We start from the raw sequence: 20,157 nt of genomic DNA, 5'->3' as shown, positions 1-20,157 counted from the left end.
CAATGTCCAGTCAAGTAATCCACGGTGGCGCGCATGGTCATGACCATGCTCACGATGACCACCACCACGACTCGGGCCAGATGACCGTCCTCGGTTTCTGGCTGTACCTGATGACCGACTGCATCCTGTTTGCGTCGCTCTTCGCCACCTACGCGGTGCTGTCCGGCAGTTTTGCCGGCGGCCCGTCGGGTCACGACATCTTCCAGCTCGACTTCGTAGCGGTTGAAACGCTGTTCCTGCTGCTGTCCTCGATCACCTTCGGCTTCGCCATGCTGAAGATGTTCGACGGCAAGAAAGCGGGCGTGCTGGGCTGGTTGGCTGTGACCTTCCTGTTCGGTGCAGGCTTCATCGCGATGGAAATCTATGAATTCCATCACCTGATCGGCGAGGGCTTCGGCCCGACCCGCAGTGGCTTCCTGTCGGGCTTCTTCGCCCTGGTAGGTACCCACGGTCTGCACGTGACCGCCGGCCTGATCTGGATGGCAATCATGATGTACCAGATCAACAAGCACGGCATCACGCCGACCGCCAAGACCCGCATGAGCTGCCTGAGCCTGTTCTGGCACTTCCTGGACGTGGTCTGGATCTGCGTATTCACCGTCGTCTACCTGCTGGGAGTTCTGTAATGGCTAACGCACACGACACTCATCACGAAGGTAACCACGGCAGCGTCAAGTCGTACATGATCGGCTTCATCCTGTCGATCATCCTGACCGCGATCCCGTTCGGCCTGGCCATGTCGCCAAGCCTGCCGAAGAACCTGACGGTTCTGATCATCGTGGCCATGGCCGTGATTCAGGTAGTGGTACACCTTGTGTACTTCCTGCACATGGACCGCTCGAAAGAGCAGCGTTCCAACGTGTCGACGTTCCTGTTCACCACCCTGGTAATCGCTCTGCTGGTCGGCCTGTCGCTGTGGATCATGTTCAGCATCCACTTCGAAATGATGGCCAAGTGAGGTAAGACTGCATGTCCGTTAAGCACTTTATCCAAATCACCAAACCGGGGATCATTTTCGGTAACGTGCTTTCCGTGGCAGGCGGTTTCTTCCTTGCCTCGAAGGGCCATGTGGACTTCGCCCTGTTCCTGGCGGCGGTGATCGGTACTTCGCTGGTGGTGGCGTCCGGATGCGTGTTCAACAACTGCATCGACCGTGACATCGACCACAAGATGGAGCGCACCAAGAACCGCGTCATGGTGCAGGGCGGCATGTCGCTGACCCTCGCGCTGGTCTACGCCACCCTGCTCGGGGTGGCGGGCTTCAGCCTGCTGTATGTCCAGGCCAACCCGCTGTCGGCGTTCTGCGCAGCGGTAGGCTTCATCGTCTACGTCGGTTTCTACAGCCTCTGGCTGAAGCGCAAATCGGTGCACGGCACCTTGGTCGGCAGCCTGTCCGGTGCCATGCCTCCGGTGATCGGCTACTGCGCCGTGAGCAACAGCTTCGACCTGGCCGCAGTGACCCTGCTGGTGATGTTCAGCCTGTGGCAGATGCCGCACAGCTTCGCCATCGCCATCTTCCGCTTCAAGGATTACAGCGCTGCCAACATTCCGGTCCTGCCGGTGGCACGCGGCATCCTCGCGGCGAAGAAGCAGATCGTGCTGTACGTGCTGGCCTTCCTGCTCGCCACCTTGATGCTCACCCTCGGCGGTTACGCCGGCCTCGGCTACCTGGCCGTGGCGGCAGCCATGGGCCTGTACTGGCTGTACATGGCCTGGGGTGGCTACAAGGCGGAAGACGACAGCAAGTGGGCGCGCAAGGTGTTCGGCTTCTCCATCCTCACCGTCACTGCCTTGAGCGTGATGATGGGTGTGGACAGCCAGACCGCTGCAGACGTGCTGATGACCTACGCGCGCTGATACAGACGCCTGTTACCCGAAAACCCCGGCCATGTGCCGGGGTTTTTTATTGCCTGTGGTTCAGCGCTTCCGGCTGATAGCGCCGGCGACTGCGGCGCTACCGTTCGTGCTTCAGCCAATCGGAGAAAACAGGCATGAGTGTGTTCAACGTGTACTTCTGCGGCACCGGGGCTACCGCAGGCGATGTCAGCCACCCTGACTATTGGGATGGCGAGCTGATCTCGCTGCTCGCCTTCAATGATCAGGGGCGGGAGTTTGCCGACAAGATCGTGGTCGATGGGCCGGGCAGCGGCAATCTTCAGGACGACAACCTGTTCGTCGATGATGGCGACCATGGTGCGGCAATGGGAACGTTGCTCGGCAGCGGCTGGGATGAGAATGTCCAGCATGCCTTGCAAGTGATCAAGGGCGAGAGCCTGTGGCAGCGAGGCGAGCGCACCCAGGGCGAGTACGAGCGCCTGAAAGCGGCCGGTGCACCGATTGAGGAGGCCAAGGGAACCGGCAACTGGTTCCGCGAACGATACGATTACGGCAAGCGGGTCACCCCGCAAGCGCTGCAGGAGCAGATCATCCGCCAGTTCCGCAAGCAGTTGATACCCGAACAGGTCAACCTGATTGGCTGGAGCCGCGGCGGCATCAGCTGCCACATGCTTGCCAACGCCATGGCGCAGGACCCTGCCTTGCAGCACATAGCGGTGAACATCCTGGCCATCGACCCGGTTCCAGGGATGCTCAATTTGCAGAAGACGCGCGCCGTGCTGGCAGCAAACGTCAAGCAGTATGTCGGTTTCTACGCCCGCGACGAACGCTCCCGGGGGTTCGCCTGCGTGGTGCCGGAGGTGGCCGTTGGTACGCGTATGAGCATTTACCCGATGCCGGGGCGTCACGCCACACTGGTGGGCAATGCTTCACCGACGGGCGAAGGGCGGGGTGACACCTGCAAGGCACCTGGCCGCATCGTGCGACATCTGGCCGAGTGTTGCCTGAAGGGTTGGGGCGTCAGCCTGGAAAAGTGCCTGCAGCTGGATGATCGGCAACTGATGGTGCATCACCAGGCGCTAACCAGCGACGATGCGATTTACCTGGCCATGCGCGGCAAATCCTATACCTATTTCGAAGAGGGGCAGGGCGACGAACGCAAGGTTCACCACGGCCTCAAGGATAAGCCCTTCAGCGAGGTGAGGGGTGCACACATGCAGCCGAGCGAGGGGTTGGGTCTGAAGCAGTGGGATCAACGCACGTACGAGGCTTTGAAGTGAATTCTTCCAAGTCCTGGAAATATATGAATTTCGATCTAACCATCTGAAAAAATATATATAAACAGGAAAAATGCCTTTACATGCTATTCGAGGCGGCACTATCCTCTTTTTCGGCCGCCGCAGCGGCCAGCGTCGCTCGGACGGTTCCGGGCGCTTACGTCTTCAGAGGAAACCATGGCCAATCCAGGTTCGCCGCGCCGCTTCGCGCGCATCGATCGTCTCCCCCCTTACGTTTTCAACATCACGGCCGAACTCAAGATGGCTGCCCGCCGTCGTGGCGAGGACATCATCGACCTGAGCATGGGCAACCCCGATGGCGCGACCCCGCCGCACATCGTCGAGAAGCTGGTGCAGGTCGCCCAGCGTGAGGACACCCATGGCTACTCCACCTCCCGCGGCATTCCGCGCCTGCGCCGGGCCATCTCCAACTGGTACAAGGAACGCTACGAGGTCGACATCGACCCGGAAAGCGAAGCCATCGTCACCATCGGCTCGAAAGAGGGCCTGGCGCACCTGATGCTCGGCACCCTCGACCACGGCGACACCGTGCTGGTGCCCAACCCGAGCTACCCGATCCACATCTACGGTGCCGTGATCGCCGGTGCGCAGGTGCGCTCCGTGCCACTGGTGCCGGGGGTGGATTTCTTCAACGAGCTGGAGCGGGCGATCCGCGAGTCGATCCCCAAGCCGAAGATGATGATCCTCGGCTTCCCGTCCAACCCCACGGCCCAGTGCGTGGAGCTGGATTTCTTCGAGCGCGTGGTCGCCCTGGCCAAGCAGTACGATGTACTGGTGGTGCACGACCTGGCCTACGCCGACATCGTCTACGACGGCTGGAAGGCCCCGTCGATCATGCAGGTGCCGGGCGCCAAGGACATCGCGGTGGAGTTCTTCACCCTGTCCAAGAGCTACAACATGGCCGGCTGGCGGATCGGCTTCATGGTCGGCAACCCCGAGCTGGTCAGTGCCCTGGCGCGGATCAAGAGCTACCACGACTACGGCACCTTCACCCCGCTGCAGGTCGCTGCCATCGCCGCGCTGGAAGGCGACCAGCAGTGTGTGCGTGACATCGCCGAGCAGTACCGCCAGCGCCGCAACCTGCTGGTCAAGGGCCTGCACGAGCTGGGCTGGATGGTCGAGAACCCCAAGGCGTCGATGTACGTGTGGGCGAAGATCCCGGAGCAGTACGCGCACCTGGGCTCGCTGGAGTTCTCCAAGAAGCTGCTGGCCGAAGCCAAGGTCTGTGTGTCGCCGGGGATCGGTTTTGGTGATTACGGCGATGACCATGTGCGCTTCGCCCTGATCGAGAACCAGGACCGCATTCGCCAGGCGATTCGCGGTATCCGCCAGATGTTCCGTGCCGATGGCCTGACCCGGAAGTAGCGCTTCAGCCGGGCCCGCTTTGGCGGGCACGGCACTGCCGGATCAACGGCAAACTATTTTTGCATGCCCCTCTTCTCAGCCGACCTGGCTTCGATTACAAATGGCGCGCGGGCCCAGCCCCGATAACAACAACCTTCCCTCCGTGCCATCATGTCCGAATACAACCCTTGCCTTGACTGCGGCGCCTGCTGCGGGTATTTCCGTGTGTCCTTTTTCTGGGGCGAATGCCAGTCTGCCGGCGGCCTTGTGCCGGATGACCTGGTGGTACAGATCAACCCCACCCGCGTTGCCATGATCGGCACCGACGCCAAGCCTTGCCGCTGCGTGAGCCTGCAGGGCGAGATCGGTACCGAGGTGGCGTGCACCATCTACGCCAACCGTTCCAGCCCGTGCCGCGAGTTCGAGGCGTCGTGGGAGGGTGGTGTGCATAACCCGAGTTGCGACGATGCGCGGGCGGCCTATGGCTTGCCGCCACTGACCCCGCCTGGGGCCAACGAGCCGCATTGGCCGGACGATGGGGCCGAGGTGGCCTGACTCCACCACACAAGGGCGCTCCTACAGAGCCCCGGGATGCTCGAACTGGTCACATGACGTTAAACTGTCATCTCCCCAGCAATGGACAGGAGATCCGGTGTGACCCCACCCCGCAGTTTCCCCACTGACCTCTGCCTCGACAGCCCGCGCCTGCAGCTGCGCCCTATGCGCCATGCCGACGCTGAGCAATGGCTGACGATCATGGCCGACCCCGAGGTCATGCGTTACTGGCACCATGCCCCCTGGCAAGACCTGGCCGAAGCGGAAAGCGCCCTGGCCGCCGACCGCGAAGCCTATGCCAATGGCGACCAGCTCAAGCTGGGCATGTACCGCCGCGACAATGGCGAACTGATCGGCATGGTCCAGCTGTTCAACATCGACGATGTCTCGCGCCGTGGCGAAATCGGCTATTGCCTGGCCAGTGCGGTGCAGGGCAGGGGCTACATGGACGAAGCGCTCACCTGCTTCATCGACTACATCGCCCACACCCTGCACATGCGCCGCCTCGAAGGCGAGATCGACCCGCGCAACCAGGGCTCGGCGCGCACCCTCGAGCGCCAGGGCTTCGTGCTTGAAGGGACACTGCGGGCGCGCTGGTGCGTGGCGGGCGAACTGACCGACTCGGGTATCTACGGCCTGCTGCTCGAACCCCCTGTCGCATGAGCCTGGCCCGCTTGCCTGGGTTTTACCTGACCCTGAGCCTTGCCCTCTACCTGCTGAGCCTGGCCTTCGACGGAGCCCTGATGAGCGGCGGCAGGCACATGCCGGCGCTGCAGATGTTCCTCTACGGCCCCTGGGGCATCCCCTTCGGCATGTTCCAGTGGTTCGCCAACCCGCTGCTGGCAGTGGCCATCCTTTGCCATCGACGCCTGCGTCGGCTGGCCTTGCTGCTTGGCCTGGGTGCGTTGTACCTGGCTGCCAGCAGCTTCGGCATCGAACGCCTGCCGGACAACATCAGCTACGCATTCACCCACCGCACCGGCTTCGGCGCCGGCTTCTACCTCTGGCTGGCGGCAATCGCGGTATTCTGTGCAGGCCAGGCCTGGCAGTGCCGGGTCGCACGCAGCCGTGACGAGGTACCAAGCTGGAACTGGCTGGATGTCGCCCTGATCGCGGCGCTGGCCGTTACTGCTTATGCGGCGACCCAGATGCCAGCGCTGCAGTTCGAGCCGGGCAAGGTACTGATGCCGCCAGAGCCGGTACATACGCTATGAAGGGATTTGCGATGAACAAGCGATACCTGACCCTCCTGGCCTTCCTTGCGCCGATGGCGCTGGCCGACGACAACTCGCCGGCCTACAGCCAGTGCATGGACAAGGCCTCCAGCACGGTGGCCATGAGCAGTTGCATCCAGGCGGAGACCCAACTGCAGGACCAGCGCCTGAATCGGGTCTACAAGCAGCTGACAAGCAAGCTCCAGCCCGCGCCGCAGAAGAGCCTGCGCGATGTGCAGCGGCAGTGGATCGCCTATCGCGATGCGAACTGCACGTTCCATGTGCAGGCCAGTGGCGGGACCCTGGCGCAGCTCGAAGGGGGCATGTGCGTACTGGACATGACCCGCGAGCGGGCGGCGGAGCTGGAGCGGGTGCTCAGCCCGGGGCAGTGAGGTTGCCTGGGCTGGCCCATTCGCGGGCAAGCCCGCTCCCACAGAGACCGATTTATTTTCGGTGTTGGCGCAGGGCGCGGGCCTTGAGATACTCGCGCACTTCAACACCATCCCCGGCAAACTCGATGCGCTCGGCCTTGGCCTCGCGCTGGTAGGCATACATCGGGTCGTAATACTCCTTGAGCAAGACCTCCAGCCAGCCGCGGTGCAGACCCACCTCGCCACTGCGCAGCTGCTCTTCCAGCGCCTGGTGCAGCAGTTCGGACATGCGCTGGTAGCGCTCGCCACCAAGGCGCTTGCGAATGTTGCCCATGCTTTGCGTCAGCCGCTCGGCATACAGGTGGCGCCCCTGGTCTTCACCGTACTTGTCGATGAATTCGGCGAACAGACTTATCCCGTAGTCGCGCAGCAGGCGCTCCACGCGGTTGTCGAAGCTGTCCTCCAGCCACACCATCGGGTAGTGCTGCATGCCGTGATAGAGCTCCAGCGGTACCGAGCAGCTGCCGACGATACGGCCTTCATCCTCAAGCACGAACTGGTCGATGCCACGGGCACGCTTTTTCAGCACGTCGACGGCCAGCTTGTTCTCGAAGTCGATCTGCGCCGGCTGCGCGGTGGCACGCTTGCCGAAGCTGGATCCGCGGTGGTTGGCATGGCCTTCAAGATCGAGCGCGTTGCCGAGCTGGTGCAACACATCGGTCTTGCCGGTGCCAGTGAGGCCGCCGATGAGAATGAAGTCGCATTGCTCGACTGCCTGCTGGGTGGTGTTCAGCAGGAAGCTGCGCATCGCCTTGTACCCGCCCTTGATCCGCGGGTAGTCGATGCCGGCCTCGTCACGCAACACGTTTTGCACGAGCAGTGAGCGCAGGCCGCCGCGGGCACAGTACAGGTAACCGTCGGGGTGCTTTTTGGCAAAGCTGACCCAGGCGTGCAGGCGCTCGCGCAGGGTGGCGCCGCTGACCAGCTGGTAGCCGAGGGTGATGGCGGCGGCCTGGCCCTGCTGCTTGTAGCAGGTGCCGACCTTCTGCCGCTCCTGGTCATTCATCAGCGGCAGGTTGACGGTGCCGGGGAAGGCACCCTTGGCAAATTCGATCGGCGCGCGCATGTCCATCATCGGCGCGTCGTTCAGGAACAATTGACGGAAGTCGGTGCAGTCGGGGCGCATCAGTTCACCTCGACCGCGTGGCTCTGTCGCTCGACCAGCTGGCCGATCGGCGACAGGTTCAGGCCCAGTTCGGCGGCCAGCGCAAGGAACTCGGCCTCGCCTTCAGGGGTAACGGCAACCAGCAGGCCACCGCTGGTCTGCGGGTCGCACAGCAGGTGCTTCTGCTCGTCGGTCAGCGTACCGAGCTTGTGCCCGTAGCTGTCGAAGTTGCGCAGGGTCCCGCCAGGGATGCAGCCCTCGGCCAGGTAGTGGTCGACACTCGGCAGGCGCGGCACGGCGGCATAGTCCAGCCGAGCGGTCAGGCCACTGCCTTCAGCCAGCTCGACCAGGTGGCCGAGCAGGCCGAAACCGGTCACGTCGGTCATCGCGGTGACCCCGTCGAGCTTGCCGAAGCGGCTGCCCGGGGTGTTCAGCGTGCACATCCAGTCGCGTGCCAGGCCCTGGTCCTGCTCGCGCAACTTGGCCTTCTTCTCGGCGGTGGTGAGGATACCGATGCCCAGTGGCTTGGTCAGGTACAGGCGGCAACCGGCGGTGGCGGTGTCGTTGCGCTTGAGGTGGCGCTTGCTGACCACGCCGGTCACAGCCAGGCCGAAGATCGGCTCGGGGGCGTCGATGGAGTGGCCGCCGGCCAGCGGGATACCGGCTTCGGCGCACACGGCGCGGCCGCCGCGGATCACTTCGCGGGCGACTTCCGGTGGCAGCACGTTGACCGGCCAGCCGAGGATGGCGATGGCCATCAGCGGGTCGCCGCCCATGGCATAGATGTCGCTGATGGCGTTGGTCGCGGCGATGCGGCCGAAATCGTATGGGTCGTCGACGATCGGCATGAAGAAATCGGTGGTCGACACCACCCCGCGCTCGTCGTCCAGGGCATACACGGCGGCGTCGTCACGCGAGGCATTGCCGACCCACAGCTTCGGGTCCAGGGCCTGGGCGCCGCTTTCGGCAAGGATCACATCCAGCACCTTGGGGGAGATCTTGCAGCCACAGCCGGCACCGTGGCTGTACTGGGTCAGGCGAATCGGCTCGCTCATATGCACCTCAGGGGATCAATTTGTTGCGCGATTGTAGCAAAGCTGGCCTTTGTGCCTGCGCCTCTTATAATTCCCAGCGTCGGCGCGTTGCCGGCACTTTCCCCGCTATTGAACCGGAGAACTCCCATGCTCAAACGCCCCCTGGCGCTCGCCGCCGGCCTCGTGCTGTCCTGCTGTGCCGTAGTTGCCCAGGCTGCCGACACCTTGCGGGTCAGTGCCATCCCCGACGAAGCGCCGACCGAGCTGCTGCGCAAGTTCGAGCCACTGGGCAAGTACCTGTCCAGGCAACTGGGCATGGACGTGAAGTTCGTGCCGGTGGCCGACTACCCGGCGGTGGTCGAGTCGCTGGCCAGCGACCGCCTGGACATGGCCTGGCTGGGCGGGTTCACCTTCGTCCAGGTGCACCTGAAAGACCCGACCGCCACGCCGCTGGTGCAGCGTGAGCAGGACGCCCAGTTCACCTCCAAATTCATCACCGCCAACCCCGCCGTGAAGAGCCTGGCCGACCTCAAGGGCAAGTCGTTCGCCTTCGGTTCGATCTCGTCCACCTCGGGCAGCCTGATGCCGCGTTACTTCATGCTCAAGGAAGACAACATCAAGCCTGAGAGCTACTTCAGCCGCGTGGCCTACTCCGGTGCCCACGACGCCACTGTCGCCTGGGTGCAGGCCGGCAAGGTCGATGGCGGCGTGCTCAATGCCAGCGTCTGGCAGAAGCTGGTCGATGCCGGCAAGGTCGACACCAGCAAGGTCAAGGTGTTCGCCACCACGCCGGCCTACTACGACTACAACTGGACCGTGCGCGGCAACATGGACCCGGCGCTGAAAGAAAAGATCAAGCAGGCCTTCCTCGACCTCGACCCGGCCAACCCGGAGCACAAGGCGATCCTCGACCTGCAGGCGGCCAGCCGCTTCATCGAGACCAAGCCCGAGAACTATGAGGGCACCGAGCAAGCCGCACGTGAGGCCGGCCTGCTCAAGTGACTATTCATGTACACGGCGCCGGCCTGCGCCACGGCCAGGTCCGCGCGCTCGATGGGGTCACCCTGAGCATCGCCAAGGGTGAGCGGGTCGCGATCATCGGCCCCTCGGGGGCCGGCAAGTCCAGCTTGCTGCACCTGATGGCCACCGCCGTGCAACCTAGCAGCGGGCACTTGGAGCTGTTCGGTGAGCAGCCCTGGGCGCTGTCTGCCGGGGCGCGTCAGCGCCTGCGCGCGCGCATCGGCCTGGTGCACCAGGCGCCGCCTCTGCCGCCGCGCCAGCGCGTGGTAACGGCGGTGCTGGCGGGGCGCCTGGGGCAGTGGGGGCTGCTGCGTGGCCTGCTTAACCTGGTGTATCCGACCGACGTGCCGGGGGCGCGCCAGGCCTTGGCCGAGCTGGGCCTGGCCGACAAGCTGTTCGTCCAGTGCGGGCAGTTGTCCGGTGGCCAGTTGCAGCGGGTCGGCATTGCCCGGGCGTTGTATCAGCGCCCGCAAGTGCTGTTGACCGACGAGCCGGTGTCGGCCATGGACCCGGTGTTGGCCGATCACAGCCTGGCGCTGCTCAATCGCCATGCCCAGGCCCATGGCGTGACCCTGGTGGCCAGCCTGCATGCGGTGGACCTGGCGCTGGCGCACTTTCCGCGGGTGATCGGTATTCGTGAAGGGCAGGTGGCGTTCGACTGCCCGGCCGAGGCGGTGACCGAGCAATTGCTGGAGGCGCTGTACGCCAACGAGCAACTGGGTTCGCCAGCGCAAGACCAGGGGCCGACCCTGACTGTGCAGATTCCGCGATGCTGAAGGCCGACGCCCGCGACCCGGCCGCGTTGCCGCGGTTGCTGCTGACTTTGCTGGCGTTGGCCGTGCTGTGGCCAGGGCTGCAATTGAGCGAACTGAACCCGGGGGTTTTACTGCAGGCGGAAAACCGTCAGCAGATCGCCAGCTTCACCCGTGCGTTCTGGCCGCCGGCGCACAGTGCCGAATTCCTCACGTTGTTGTACGAATCCACCTTGCAGACCCTGGCCGTGGCCACTGCCGGCATGGCCCTGGCGCTGTTGCTGGCGGTCCCGACCAGCCTGCTGGCCAGCCGTGCGCTGTCACTGCGCGCCGCCTCCCGTGGTGGCCGGGCAGGGTTGTGGTCGCGCGTGCTGCGCCTGCCCGTTCGCGGCTTGCTGATTTTCCTGCGCAGCGTGCCGGAGATCGTCTGGGCGCTGCTGTTCGTGCGGGCCGTGGGCCTGGGGCCGACGGCCGGGGTGCTGGCCATCGCCATTACCTACAGCGGCATGCTCGGCAAGGTCTACGCGGAAATCTTCGAATCGGTCGACCAGCGCCCGGCGCATGCTTTGTTGCAGGGTGGTAGCGGCCGTTTGACGGCATTCTTCTACGGCATCCTGCCCAGTGCGTCGGCGGAGGTGGTGTCGTACACCGTCTACCGCTGGGAATGTGCGGTGCGTGCTTCGGTGGTGATGGGCTTTGTCGGTGCCGGCGGGCTGGGGCAGCAGATCGACCTGTCGATGCGCATGTTCGCCGGGGGCGAGGTGGCGAGCATGTTGCTGGCGTTCCTCGGCCTGGTGCTGTTGGCTGACCTGCTCAGCCGCTTCCTGCGCGGGAGGCTGGCATGAACCGGGTGATCAACCTGCTGGTGATCGTTGCCATCCTGGCGGCAGTGGTGGCGTCGTTCGGTTATCTGGAGCTGGACCTGCATGCCCTGGTGGGTGATGGCGGATTGGGGCAGATGGGCGAGTATGCCGCCCGCTTCCTGCATCCGGACTTTTCAGTCGAGCACCTGCAAGCCGTAGTGCGAGGGGCCCTGGAGACCCTCGCCATGTCAGGGCTGGGCACGTTGCTGGCGATGTTCCTCGGCATGCTGCTGGCCTTGCCGGCGGCGGGGCGCTTCGGTTGGCCGCTGCAATCGCTGGCGCGGTTGCTGCTCAATGCCTTGCGGGCCATTCCGGAGTTGGTGTGGGCTGCCTTGACGGTATTGGCGGCGGGTCTGGGGCCCAATGCCGGTACCTTGGCCCTGGCGCTGCACACGTCCGGGGTGCTCGGGCGCCTGTTCGCCGAGGCGCTGGAGAATGCGCCGGCAGAGCCTGCTGCGGCGATTCGCCTGCAAGGCGGGGGGCAGGTGGCGGCGTTCTGTTTCGGGACCTTGCCGAACCTGTGGCCACAATTGCTGGCGTACAGCCTGTACCGCTGGGAGAACAACATCCGCATGGCCAGTGTGCTGGGGTTTGTTGGGGCAGGTGGGTTGGGGCAGATGCTCTATACCACGCTGAGCCTGTTCCAGGAGGCCCAGGCCAGTACGGTCATCATGGCAATGCTGGTGTTGGTGTTACTGGTGGATGCCTTCAGTGACGTGTTGCGCCAGCGGTATGTGCGGGCCTGACAGATCGCCGGGGCTGCAAAGCAGCCCCATTCACTGCACCAGCTCCCCACACTGCGCTTCCCGCTGCATCGATTCCAGATTGCGCTCGATGGTCTCGCAAATCGTATCCATCTGAATCTGATGCTCACTGAAGCGAAACGGGCTCTGCAGGTCCGTCCCGATCCGCTCGATCGCCAGCAGCATGAACCCCACCACCGTAGACGCCAGCGGCGTGAACCAGCCCAGCGACTCCACCAGCCCCACCGGTACGATCAGGCAGAACAGTGTGATGAACAGCCGTGGGAAATACACGTAGGGGTAGGGCAGTGGCGTATTGGCGATCCGCTCCATGCCGCCCTGGGCGTTGGACAGGTCCACCAGCGTCGACTCCAGCCGCGCCAGGCGAATGCTGTCGAGCCTTCCCGCCTGGTATTCCCGGGCCAGCAACGCCGCCGAGCCACTGAGGATGTCGTTGGCGAAGTTGTTCGAACGGTTGCGCCGCTCGAACTCCGCCGGCGGGATGAACGCCATCAGCTCGTCCGGGCAGGCTTCACCCTTCAGGTGCGCCGCCAGGCAGTTCACATAGGCGATGTGGCGGCGCAGCAAGGTCGCCTTGACCGGGTTCAGGCCATCTTCGCCGTCATCGATCAGCGTCAGCGTCTGCCGGGCGAAGCTGCGCGAACTGTTCACCAGCGCCCCCCACAAGGTGCGGGCTTCCCACCAGCGGTTGTAGGCGCTGCTGTTGCGAAAGCTCACCAGCACCACCAGCGCCGAACCCAGCAAGGTCAGTGGGATCAGCGGCAGGGTGAACTTGCTGTTGAAGAACAGCATGAAATCGATGGTGACCAGCACGTCCCAGAGCAGCAGCCAGAACAGCGACCAGCCGATGTAGCCAAAGGTCTTCACGATCAGGCGGTATTTGCGGGCGATGACGTCTTTCACACGAGCTGCCTCGAAAAGCCGGGGATGCAGGATGGGACGTCGAGGGGCGGGTATGGTTCGGCGCTGATCGTTAAGGGGTGTTACTGAACGTGTTGTTTCATCTGCACCAACGCTACCCGCTTGCCATCCCGAGCCTGCCGCTCTTCGATGGCAAAAGGTACAAAGCCAAGCTGTGGATAAAGCAGCAAACCCGCCGTGTTGTGGTTGAAGCACGACACCCAGACCTCCCGCGCCGCGAACTGCTCGCGGGCCAGGTCGACCATGCATTGCACCAGGTAACGCGCCACGCCCTGACCGCGAGCGGCGGGGTCGACCACCACGTTGCCGAGGGCGCAGATACCGCCGTGCTCGGCCTTGTAGAAGTTGGCGAAACCCAGCACCAGGCCATCGCCCTCGACCACGGTCGAACCGCTGCGCTGGGTGATGGCATCGGTCAGTTGCGCGGGTGTGAGCGGGTACGTGGCTTTGGGGAACATGTAGAACAGCTCATCCGGGCCTTGCGGGAAGCAGCAGATGGCCGGGATGTCACTGGGCTGGACGGGGCGGTGAACAAGTTGCATGGCAGGTCCTTTTGCATGGGGGGATGGCCACACCATCATAGTGGGCATTTCGTCCGCCCGGTTTGATGCCGCGAAATAAATGATGGCACAATGCCCTGGTCGCCGAACCGTCGGGCGCTCCTCGCCTCGCAGCCTGTCCGGTGCACTTCCAGGACAGCAACCTATCGGTGATCCCGCCATGAACGAGCGCCGGGGCAAGGGCCTCTCTTTCGCCAAACGCATGCATATCCCCCGCGCCATCGGTACGGGGTTGGGCTTCTTCTGCGTGCTGATCGGTATCGCCCCGCTGGAGCCGGGTTTGTGGGTGTGGGTCGTGCTGGCTGCCCATGGCTTTGTCTGGCCGCACCTGGCCTACCTGATTGCGCGTTCATCCGCTCACCCGTTCCGTGCCGAGCAGCGCAACCTGATCTTCGATGGTTTCGCCGGTGGCTGCTGGGCCGGGGCAATGGGCCTGAACCCGCTGCCGAGCGTGATCATCCTGTCGATGATCGCCATGGACAAAATCGCCGCCGGTGGCTGGCACATGCTGTTCAAGACTTTGCTGGCGCAAACGATTGGTATTGGCCTGGGCCTGTGGTTGTACGCGCCACCGTTGTTCCCCCAGACGTCTCAGGCGCAGATGCTCGCCTGCCTGCCGATTCTGCTGATCTACCCCATGGCCATCGGCATGATCTGCTACCAGGTCACCGTGCAACTGGCCCAGCACAAGCGCGCGCTGGCCCGGCTCAGCGAAACCGACAGCCTGACCGGGCTGAGCAACCACGGGGCCTGGCAGAACCTGCTGCTGCGCGAGTTCGGGCGTTGCCGGGGGAGCCTGGCCAGCAGCCATCTGGCACTCATCGATATCGATCACTTCAAGCTGATCAACGACCGTCACGGCCACCTGGTCGGCGACAACATCCTGCGGGTCCTCAGTGCGACGTTGTCGCTGCACCTGCGCAAGCGTGACCCGGCCGCACGTTACGGTGGTGACGAGTTCTGTGTGATGTTGCCCGACACCACGACTGAACAGGCCATGGAGATTCTCGAGCGCCTGCGCCGGGCCGTCGAAGCCTTCCACGACCCGGCCCTGGCGCAGTTGTCACTGACCGTGAGCATCGGCGTCGCGCCTTTCAGCGCAGGGCTGGCCAACGCCGAAGCCTGGCTGCATGCTGCAGACATGGCGTTGTATGCTGCCAAGAGCGCCGGCCGCAACCGCATCATGCTGGCCGGCGCAGAGGGTCAGGGTTTGCTCGCTACCGCCACATAGCCCTTGATCGCAGCAGGTGCGCCCTGCGGTTTGCCCTTGTGCGCCAGGTACTGGAAACGGCGCCATTCCTTGTCGATTTCGCTGTAGGACATGAACACGCTGACCCGCGCCTTGTCGGCCAGGTCCGGGCGGTTGCGGGCGTCGATCCCGTCCTTGGCGATGAAGGCGACGTTCATCCCGACCACCTTGCCATCGTCTGCGAACACCGGGCCGCCGGACATGCCCTTGGTGATAGGGCCATCATGCACCGAGTAGAACACGCTCCCCGGGGTGCCTTCGAGGCGCACCAGCGAGTCGAGCGTGCGGCCCTTGCCTTGCACCGGCATCATGAAGCTGTTGAAGCCCACCGCAGTCACCGACTCGCCCGGCACGAACTGGCGCCACTGCGGCACCTTGCTGGCCTTGTGCTTGAAGAACACCACGTCACCCAGGCCTTCGTGCACCACATTGGGCAGGAACGGCGTGTGCTTGGCGGTGACGGCATAGTCTTCGTTCCACTGGATGGCGGTGGCCATCAGCAGCAACGGGAGGGGGGCACCGGAGGTGACGACAAAAGCCTGGTCGTAGACGGGGTCTGAAACGTATGCGGTTGGCATTCCATTGCACCCACTCAGCAGCATCATTGCTGCCAGACAGGGCGCGGTTCTGTTCATGGGGCACGCGGTGGTTGGCCGTAAGGGAGCGCAACTATGGCTAGATGTCATTAAGCCATCAATGCTTTCGGACTATATATCCGACGAATGACAGCTTATTGCTATCACTCAAGGCTTGGCCAATAGATTGAGCGGAACGCGGGAGGGCCCATGGCCGTTGGGTTGGCGTCAAAAACGGGTGGGAAAGAGGGCTTGTGAGGGGAGTGATCGCAGGTGAGCTCTATTGAGCTGCATTGAGCTGCATTGAGCTGCATTGAGCTGCATTGAGCTGCATTGAGCTATATTGAGCTGCATTGAGCTATATCCGGAGATGTCATGAGTTTGCCAAACAGGATTCTGGTCGCTTTGCAGGGCGGCGAGGCCCTCAGTTCTCGTGAACTAGCCGAGCGCGTTGACGCAAGTTGGTCGACGGTCAAGCGCCATCTTGAGGTATTGCTCAAGTCGGGCCAGGTCGAGCGTGAGAAAGACGGGCGCACCACGCGTTACCGGCAGGCGGTTGCAGCAACCCAGCTCGCCGAAAACCCAGTGGAGCGGGGCGCCTCGGCCGCAATCCCCTGGTCACCGGAAAGCCGCGTGCTTCGTGCATCGCTGCTTCGTCCTCTGGCAATGCGCGAAGCGGTCACCTATCAGCGTGGCCTGGTTGACAGCTATCAACCGAACCAGACTGCGTGGTTGCCTACCGCGCTGGCTGCCGCGCTTGAAGTCGAGGGGCGGATGCGGGGGCAGCAACCGGCAGGCACCTATGCGCGCAAGGTGCTGGAGCCCTTGTTGATCGACCTCTCGTGGTCTTCCTCACACCTTGAAGGTAACCGGTACACGCTGCTCGACGCGGAAAGGTTGTTCAAAAGTGGTGTAACGGACGGTGATCTAGATGCGGTCATGCTGCTCAACCACAAGGCCGCCATCGAGTTCATGGTCGATGCGGTGCCCGAGTATGGGCTGAACGCGGCAGTGATCAGCAACCTGCATGCCCTGTTGATGCAGGACCTGCTTGCCGATGGCACGGCGTTGGGCAGCATTCGCCAGACCGTTGTGAACATCAGTGGTACCACGTACTTTCCGACCCAGGTGCCTTCGCTACTGGAAGAGATGTTCGAACAGGTGCTGGACAAGGCGCGACAGGTGAAGAACCCGATCGAGGCAGCCTTCTTCCTCTGGGTAAATCTTGCTTACTTGCAACCTTTCGAGGATGGCAACAAACGCACGAGCCGGCTGGCGGCCAATATTCCGTTGATGCTCTACAACTGCTCGCCGTTATCGTTTCTGGATGTGAATCCGCAGGACTATGCGTTGGCCATGATGGGCGTTTACGAGCAGCGTGACATGGCCATGGCGGCGGACCTGTTCGTCTGGGTGTATCGCCGCTCCATCAGCAAGTATGGGGTGATGCTCGAAGCGATGGGTGTTCCCGATCCGGTTCGTCTGCGTTATCGAGAGCTGCTGAACGAGGCGATCAATGCGGTCGTTCGTGAGCGCATGACGGTGGAACGAGTGGTGGCTGGGCTGGATCTTCCAGCGGAAGAAAACGTGCAGTTCGAACCGCTGTTGCGCAACGAACTGGATATCCTCGCACTGCACAACTGTGCCCGTTATCGGCTTACCTTGAAGCAGGTGAAGGCATGGATTGATGCAGGGCGCCCCTGCTGAGAATCTACCCAGGCAGAGAGCACGTCATGGACTCGCTGGCGTGTTCAATAGGGCTGAACGCTGTTCTACAGGTCGCGTCAGCCTTTAGGGAAACATCAAATCAAAGGCACAAAAAAACCGACCATAAGGTCGGTTTTTTCCGGATCTTGGTGCCCCGAGGGAGACTCGAACTCCCACTCCTTTCGAAAACGGATTTTGAATCCGCCGCGTCTACCAATTCCGCCATCAGGGCTTGTGGCGCGCAGTATAGAGAGGTGCCCGTGGTCGGTCAATCGGCTTTCATGGTCAATTTTCACGCATTGGGCTAAACTTCCCGGCCCTGTCGAACCCGAACATCATCATGCGCGTCGCCGATTTTTCCTTCGAACTCCCCGATTCCCTGATCGCCCGCCACCCTCTGGCCGAGCGCCATGGCAGCCGACTGCTGGTCCTCGATGGGCCGAGCGGGGCGCTGGCGCACAAGCAATTCCCGGATCTGCTCGACTACCTGCAGCCGGGTGACCTGATGGTGTTCAACAACACCCGGGTGATTCCGGCGCGGCTGTTTGGCCAGAAAGCCTCCGGCGGCAAGCTGGAAGTGCTGGTCGAGCGCGTGCTCGACAGCCACCGCGTGCTGGCCCATGTGCGTGCCAGCAAGGCCCCTAAAGAAGGCGCGGTGATCCTCATCGACGGCGGTGGCGAGGCCGAGATGGTCGCCCGCCACGACACGCTGTTCGAGCTGCGTTTCACCGAAGAGGTGCTGCCGCTGCTCGACCGCGTTGGCCACATGCCGCTGCCGCCGTACATCGACCGCCCGGACGAAGGCGCCGACCGTGAGCGCTACCAGACCGTGTACGCCGAGCGCGCCGGTGCCGTGGCTGCGCCGACTGCCGGCCTGCACTTCGACGAAGCGCTGCTGGAGAAGATCGCAGCCAAGGGCGTCGAGCGCGCCTTCGTCACGCTGCACGTGGGGGCTGGCACCTTCCAGCCGGTGCGGGTCGACAAGATCGAAGACCACCACATGCACAAAGAATGGCTCGAAGTGAGCCAGGACGTGGTCGACGCCATTGAGGCCTGCCGCGCCCGTGGCGGCCGGGTGATCGCGGTCGGTACCACCAGCGTGCGCTCGCTGGAGAGCGCGGCGCGCGATGGCGTGCTCAAGGCCTTCAGCGGTGACACCGACATCTTCATCTACCCAGGTCGGCCATTCCATGTGGTCGATGGCCTGGTCACCAACTTCCACCTGCCGGAGTCCACGCTGCTGATGCTGGTCTCGGCCTTCGCCGGTTACCCCGAGACCATGGCTGCCTATGCGGCGGCGGTCGACAACGGGTACCGCTTCTTCAGTTACGGTGATGCCATGTTCATCACCCGCAATCCGGCGCCACGCGGCCCAGAGGATCAAGCATGAGTCGCACCTGTCGAATGTCGTTCGAACTGCTGGCCACCGACGGCAAGGCCCGTCGTGGCCGGCTGACCTTCCCCCGTGGCACGGTCGAGACCCCGGCGTTCATGCCGGTGGGCACCTATGGCACGGTCAAGGGCATGCTGCCACGTGACATCGAGGCCATCGGCGCCGAGATCATCCTCGGCAACACCTTCCACCTGTGGCTGCGCCCGGGCACCGAGGTGATCAAGAAGCACAACGGCCTGCACGACTTCATGCAGTGGAAGGGCCCGATCCTCACCGATTCCGGTGGTTTCCAGGTGTTCAGCCTGGGCGCCATGCGCAAGATCAAGGAGGAGGGGGTGACCTTCGCCTCGCCCGTCGACGGTTCCAAGGTGTTCATGGGCCCGGAAGAGTCCATGCAGGTTCAGCGCGACCTGGGCTCGGACATCGTCATGATCTTCGACGAGTGCACGCCGTACCCGGCCGAGCACGACGTGGCGCGCACCTCCATGGAGCTGTCGCTGCGTTGGGCCCAGCGTTCGAAGAATGCCCACGGCGACAACACGGCGGCGTTGTTCGGTATCGTTCAGGGCGGCATGTACCAGGACCTGCGCATGCGCTCGCTGGAAGCCTTGGAAAACATCGGTTTCGACGGCCTGGCCATCGGTGGCCTGTCGGTCGGCGAGCCCAAGCACGAGATGATCAAGGTCCTCGACTACCTGCCGGACCAGATGCCGGCTGACAAACCTCGTTACCTTATGGGGGTAGGCAAACCGGAAGATCTGGTTGAGGGTGTGCGCCGCGGCGTCGACATGTTCGACTGCGTGATGCCCACGCGCAACGCGCGCAACGGCCACCTGTTCGTCGATACAGGGGTGATCAAGATCCGCAACGCGTTCCATCGCCATGATGATTCGCCGCTGGATCCGACCTGTGACTGCTACACCTGCACCAACTTCTCCCGCGCTTATCTCCATCACCTGGACAAGTGTGGCGAAATGCTGAGCAGCATGCTGAATACCATCCACAACTTGCGCCATTACCAGCGCTTGATGGCCGGTTTACGCGAGGCTATTCAACAGGGTAAATTGGCCGCCTTTGTCGACGCCTTCTACGCCAAGCGCGGGCTGCCTGTGCCGCCTTTGGACTGACTGTTCGCATCCATTATTAGAAAATTACATTAGGAGTGCCCAATGAGCTTCTTGATCCCCGCCGCATACGCGGACGCTGCTGCACCCGCCGCTGGCCCAGCCGGCACCGGTTTCGAGTGGATTTTCCTGGTCGGTTTCCTGGTCATCTTCTACCTGATGATCTGGCGCCCGCAGGCCAAGCGTGCCAAAGAGCAGAAGAACCTGCTGAGCAACTTGCAGAAAGGTGACGAAGTTGTCACCAACGGTGGTATCGCCGGCAAGATCGTCAAGGTTTCCGATGACTTCGTGGTCCTGGAAGTTTCCGACACCGTCGAGCTGAAGTTCCAGAAGGGTGCCATCGCGGCCACCCTGCCAAAAGGTACGCTCAAGGCTATCTGAGTTACCGGTTTCATTTTTCCAGTCGGGGCGC

The 20,157-nt window shown here is 63.2% G+C and carries 23 protein-coding genes and 1 tRNA gene; 18 read left to right on the top strand and 6 right to left on the bottom strand.

Annotated features, from left to right (window positions below):
• The first annotated feature begins 2 nt into the window (after positions 1-2).
• From cyoC to CAF78_RS15380, 9 genes are all read left to right on the top strand, one after another.
• Entirely contained in the window at positions 3-626 is a 624-nt protein-coding gene (cyoC, locus tag CAF78_RS15420; protein WP_027920308.1) for a cytochrome o ubiquinol oxidase subunit III, read from the top strand.
• Positions 626-958 carry a cytochrome o ubiquinol oxidase subunit IV gene (cyoD, locus tag CAF78_RS15415; protein ID WP_054887538.1) on the top strand — a complete coding sequence of 111 codons (333 nt, stop codon included), beginning with the start codon at positions 626-628 and terminating at the stop codon, positions 956-958. The genes cyoC and cyoD overlap by 1 nt, the downstream gene beginning before the upstream one ends.
• Positions 959-969: 11 nt before the next feature.
• Positions 970-1,857, top strand: a complete 888-nt coding sequence (gene cyoE, locus CAF78_RS15410) for a heme o synthase (RefSeq protein ID WP_085673749.1) — start codon at positions 970-972, stop codon at positions 1,855-1,857.
• Positions 1,858-1,991: 134 nt separating this feature from the next.
• The gene (locus CAF78_RS15405) at positions 1,992-3,116 is read left to right on the top strand and encodes a hypothetical protein (protein WP_085673747.1); all 1,125 of its coding nucleotides are present in this window, start codon (positions 1,992-1,994) and stop codon (positions 3,114-3,116) included.
• Between the two features lie 174 nt (positions 3,117-3,290).
• On the top strand, positions 3,291-4,499 hold the full coding sequence (alaC, locus tag CAF78_RS15400) for an alanine transaminase (protein ID WP_085673744.1): 1,209 nt from the start codon (positions 3,291-3,293) through the stop codon (positions 4,497-4,499).
• A gap of 150 nt (positions 4,500-4,649) precedes the next feature.
• Positions 4,650-5,033, top strand: a complete 384-nt coding sequence (locus tag CAF78_RS15395; protein WP_079229671.1) for a YkgJ family cysteine cluster protein — start codon at positions 4,650-4,652, stop codon at positions 5,031-5,033.
• Positions 5,034-5,132: 99 nt separating this feature from the next.
• Positions 5,133-5,696 (top strand): GNAT family N-acetyltransferase, encoded by a 564-nt coding sequence (locus CAF78_RS15390; RefSeq protein ID WP_085673742.1) that lies wholly within the window; start codon positions 5,133-5,135, stop codon positions 5,694-5,696.
• Between the two features lie 11 nt (positions 5,697-5,707).
• Positions 5,708-6,247: a hypothetical protein gene (locus CAF78_RS15385; RefSeq protein ID WP_085674111.1), complete on the top strand. Its 540-nt coding sequence runs from the start codon at positions 5,708-5,710 to the stop codon at positions 6,245-6,247.
• Positions 6,248-6,258: 11 nt separating this feature from the next.
• The gene (locus CAF78_RS15380; RefSeq protein ID WP_085673740.1) at positions 6,259-6,639 is read left to right on the top strand and encodes a lysozyme inhibitor LprI family protein; all 381 of its coding nucleotides are present in this window, start codon (positions 6,259-6,261) and stop codon (positions 6,637-6,639) included.
• A gap of 52 nt (positions 6,640-6,691) precedes the next feature.
• Here the strand turns inward: CAF78_RS15380 and mnmH are convergent, their stop codons facing one another.
• Positions 6,692-7,804, bottom strand: coding sequence for a tRNA 2-selenouridine(34) synthase MnmH (gene mnmH / locus CAF78_RS15375; RefSeq protein WP_085673738.1), 1,113 nt, complete (start codon positions 7,802-7,804; stop codon positions 6,692-6,694).
• Positions 7,804-8,838 (bottom strand): selenide, water dikinase SelD, encoded by a 1,035-nt coding sequence (gene selD, locus CAF78_RS15370; RefSeq protein WP_085673736.1) that lies wholly within the window; start codon positions 8,836-8,838, stop codon positions 7,804-7,806. The genes mnmH and selD overlap by 1 nt, the downstream gene beginning before the upstream one ends.
• A 126-nt stretch (positions 8,839-8,964) precedes the next feature.
• Between selD and CAF78_RS15365 the strand changes: the two genes are divergently transcribed.
• The 4 genes from CAF78_RS15365 to phnE are packed head-to-tail and all read left to right on the top strand — an operon-like array spanning position 8,965 to position 12,198.
• Positions 8,965-9,819 carry a putative selenate ABC transporter substrate-binding protein gene (locus CAF78_RS15365; protein WP_085673734.1) on the top strand — a complete coding sequence of 285 codons (855 nt, stop codon included), beginning with the start codon at positions 8,965-8,967 and terminating at the stop codon, positions 9,817-9,819.
• Positions 9,816-10,613, top strand: a complete 798-nt coding sequence (locus CAF78_RS15360) for a phosphonate ABC transporter ATP-binding protein (protein WP_085673733.1) — start codon at positions 9,816-9,818, stop codon at positions 10,611-10,613. Before CAF78_RS15365 ends, CAF78_RS15360 begins: the two co-directional genes overlap by 4 nt.
• Positions 10,607-11,434 carry an ABC transporter permease gene (locus CAF78_RS15355; RefSeq protein ID WP_085673731.1) on the top strand — a complete coding sequence of 276 codons (828 nt, stop codon included), beginning with the start codon at positions 10,607-10,609 and terminating at the stop codon, positions 11,432-11,434. The genes CAF78_RS15360 and CAF78_RS15355 overlap by 7 nt, the downstream gene beginning before the upstream one ends.
• Positions 11,431-12,198 carry a phosphonate ABC transporter, permease protein PhnE gene (phnE, locus tag CAF78_RS15350; RefSeq protein ID WP_085673729.1) on the top strand — a complete coding sequence of 256 codons (768 nt, stop codon included), beginning with the start codon at positions 11,431-11,433 and terminating at the stop codon, positions 12,196-12,198. Before CAF78_RS15355 ends, phnE begins: the two co-directional genes overlap by 4 nt.
• Before the next feature lie 30 nt (positions 12,199-12,228).
• On the opposite strand, the gene CAF78_RS15345 is transcribed toward phnE, so the two are convergent.
• A complete protein-coding gene (locus CAF78_RS15345) occupies positions 12,229-13,119 on the bottom strand; it encodes a bestrophin family protein (protein WP_085673726.1) in 891 nt (296 codons plus the stop codon).
• Between the two features lie 80 nt (positions 13,120-13,199).
• Positions 13,200-13,679 carry a GNAT family N-acetyltransferase gene (locus CAF78_RS15340; protein WP_085673724.1) on the bottom strand — a complete coding sequence of 160 codons (480 nt, stop codon included), beginning with the start codon at positions 13,677-13,679 and terminating at the stop codon, positions 13,200-13,202.
• Positions 13,680-13,857: 178 nt separating this feature from the next.
• On the opposite strand from CAF78_RS15340, the gene CAF78_RS15335 reads away from it, so the two are divergent.
• On the top strand, positions 13,858-14,928 hold the full coding sequence (locus tag CAF78_RS15335; protein ID WP_085673722.1) for a diguanylate cyclase: 1,071 nt from the start codon (positions 13,858-13,860) through the stop codon (positions 14,926-14,928).
• Here the strand turns inward: CAF78_RS15335 and CAF78_RS15330 are convergent.
• Complete coding sequence (locus CAF78_RS15330; protein ID WP_085674109.1) at positions 14,901-15,548, bottom strand: trypsin-like peptidase domain-containing protein; 648 nt, start codon at positions 15,546-15,548, stop codon at positions 14,901-14,903. The genes CAF78_RS15335 and CAF78_RS15330 overlap by 28 nt on opposite strands.
• Before the next feature lie 348 nt (positions 15,549-15,896).
• Here CAF78_RS15330 and CAF78_RS15325 point away from each other — a divergent pair, with 348 nt between their 5' ends.
• A complete protein-coding gene (locus CAF78_RS15325) occupies positions 15,897-17,228 on the top strand; it encodes a Fic family protein (protein WP_085673720.1) in 1,332 nt (443 codons plus the stop codon).
• Positions 17,229-17,375: 147 nt separating this feature from the next.
• Here the strand turns inward: CAF78_RS15325 and CAF78_RS15320 are convergent.
• Positions 17,376-17,460 (bottom strand) — tRNA-Leu (locus tag CAF78_RS15320).
• Between the two features lie 108 nt (positions 17,461-17,568).
• On the opposite strand from CAF78_RS15320, the gene queA reads away from it, so the two are divergent.
• From queA to yajC, 3 genes are read left to right on the top strand one after another with little or no spacing between them, the layout of a single operon-like run.
• The gene (queA, locus tag CAF78_RS15315; RefSeq protein WP_085673718.1) at positions 17,569-18,618 is read left to right on the top strand and encodes a tRNA preQ1(34) S-adenosylmethionine ribosyltransferase-isomerase QueA; all 1,050 of its coding nucleotides are present in this window, start codon (positions 17,569-17,571) and stop codon (positions 18,616-18,618) included.
• A gap of 14 nt (positions 18,619-18,632) precedes the next feature.
• Complete coding sequence (gene tgt / locus CAF78_RS15310) at positions 18,633-19,748, top strand: tRNA guanosine(34) transglycosylase Tgt (RefSeq protein ID WP_177408547.1); 1,116 nt, start codon at positions 18,633-18,635, stop codon at positions 19,746-19,748.
• A gap of 42 nt (positions 19,749-19,790) precedes the next feature.
• Positions 19,791-20,126, top strand: coding sequence for a preprotein translocase subunit YajC (gene yajC, locus CAF78_RS15305; RefSeq protein WP_008092587.1), 336 nt, complete (start codon positions 19,791-19,793; stop codon positions 20,124-20,126).
• Positions 20,127-20,157: the final 31 nt, after the last annotated feature.

Origin of the sequence: Pseudomonas sp. R28(2017) (assembly GCF_002112505.1) — a bacterium.
Lineage (GTDB): Bacteria > Pseudomonadota > Gammaproteobacteria > Pseudomonadales > Pseudomonadaceae > Aquipseudomonas.
This window is presented reverse-complemented; position numbering and strand designations above follow the sequence as displayed.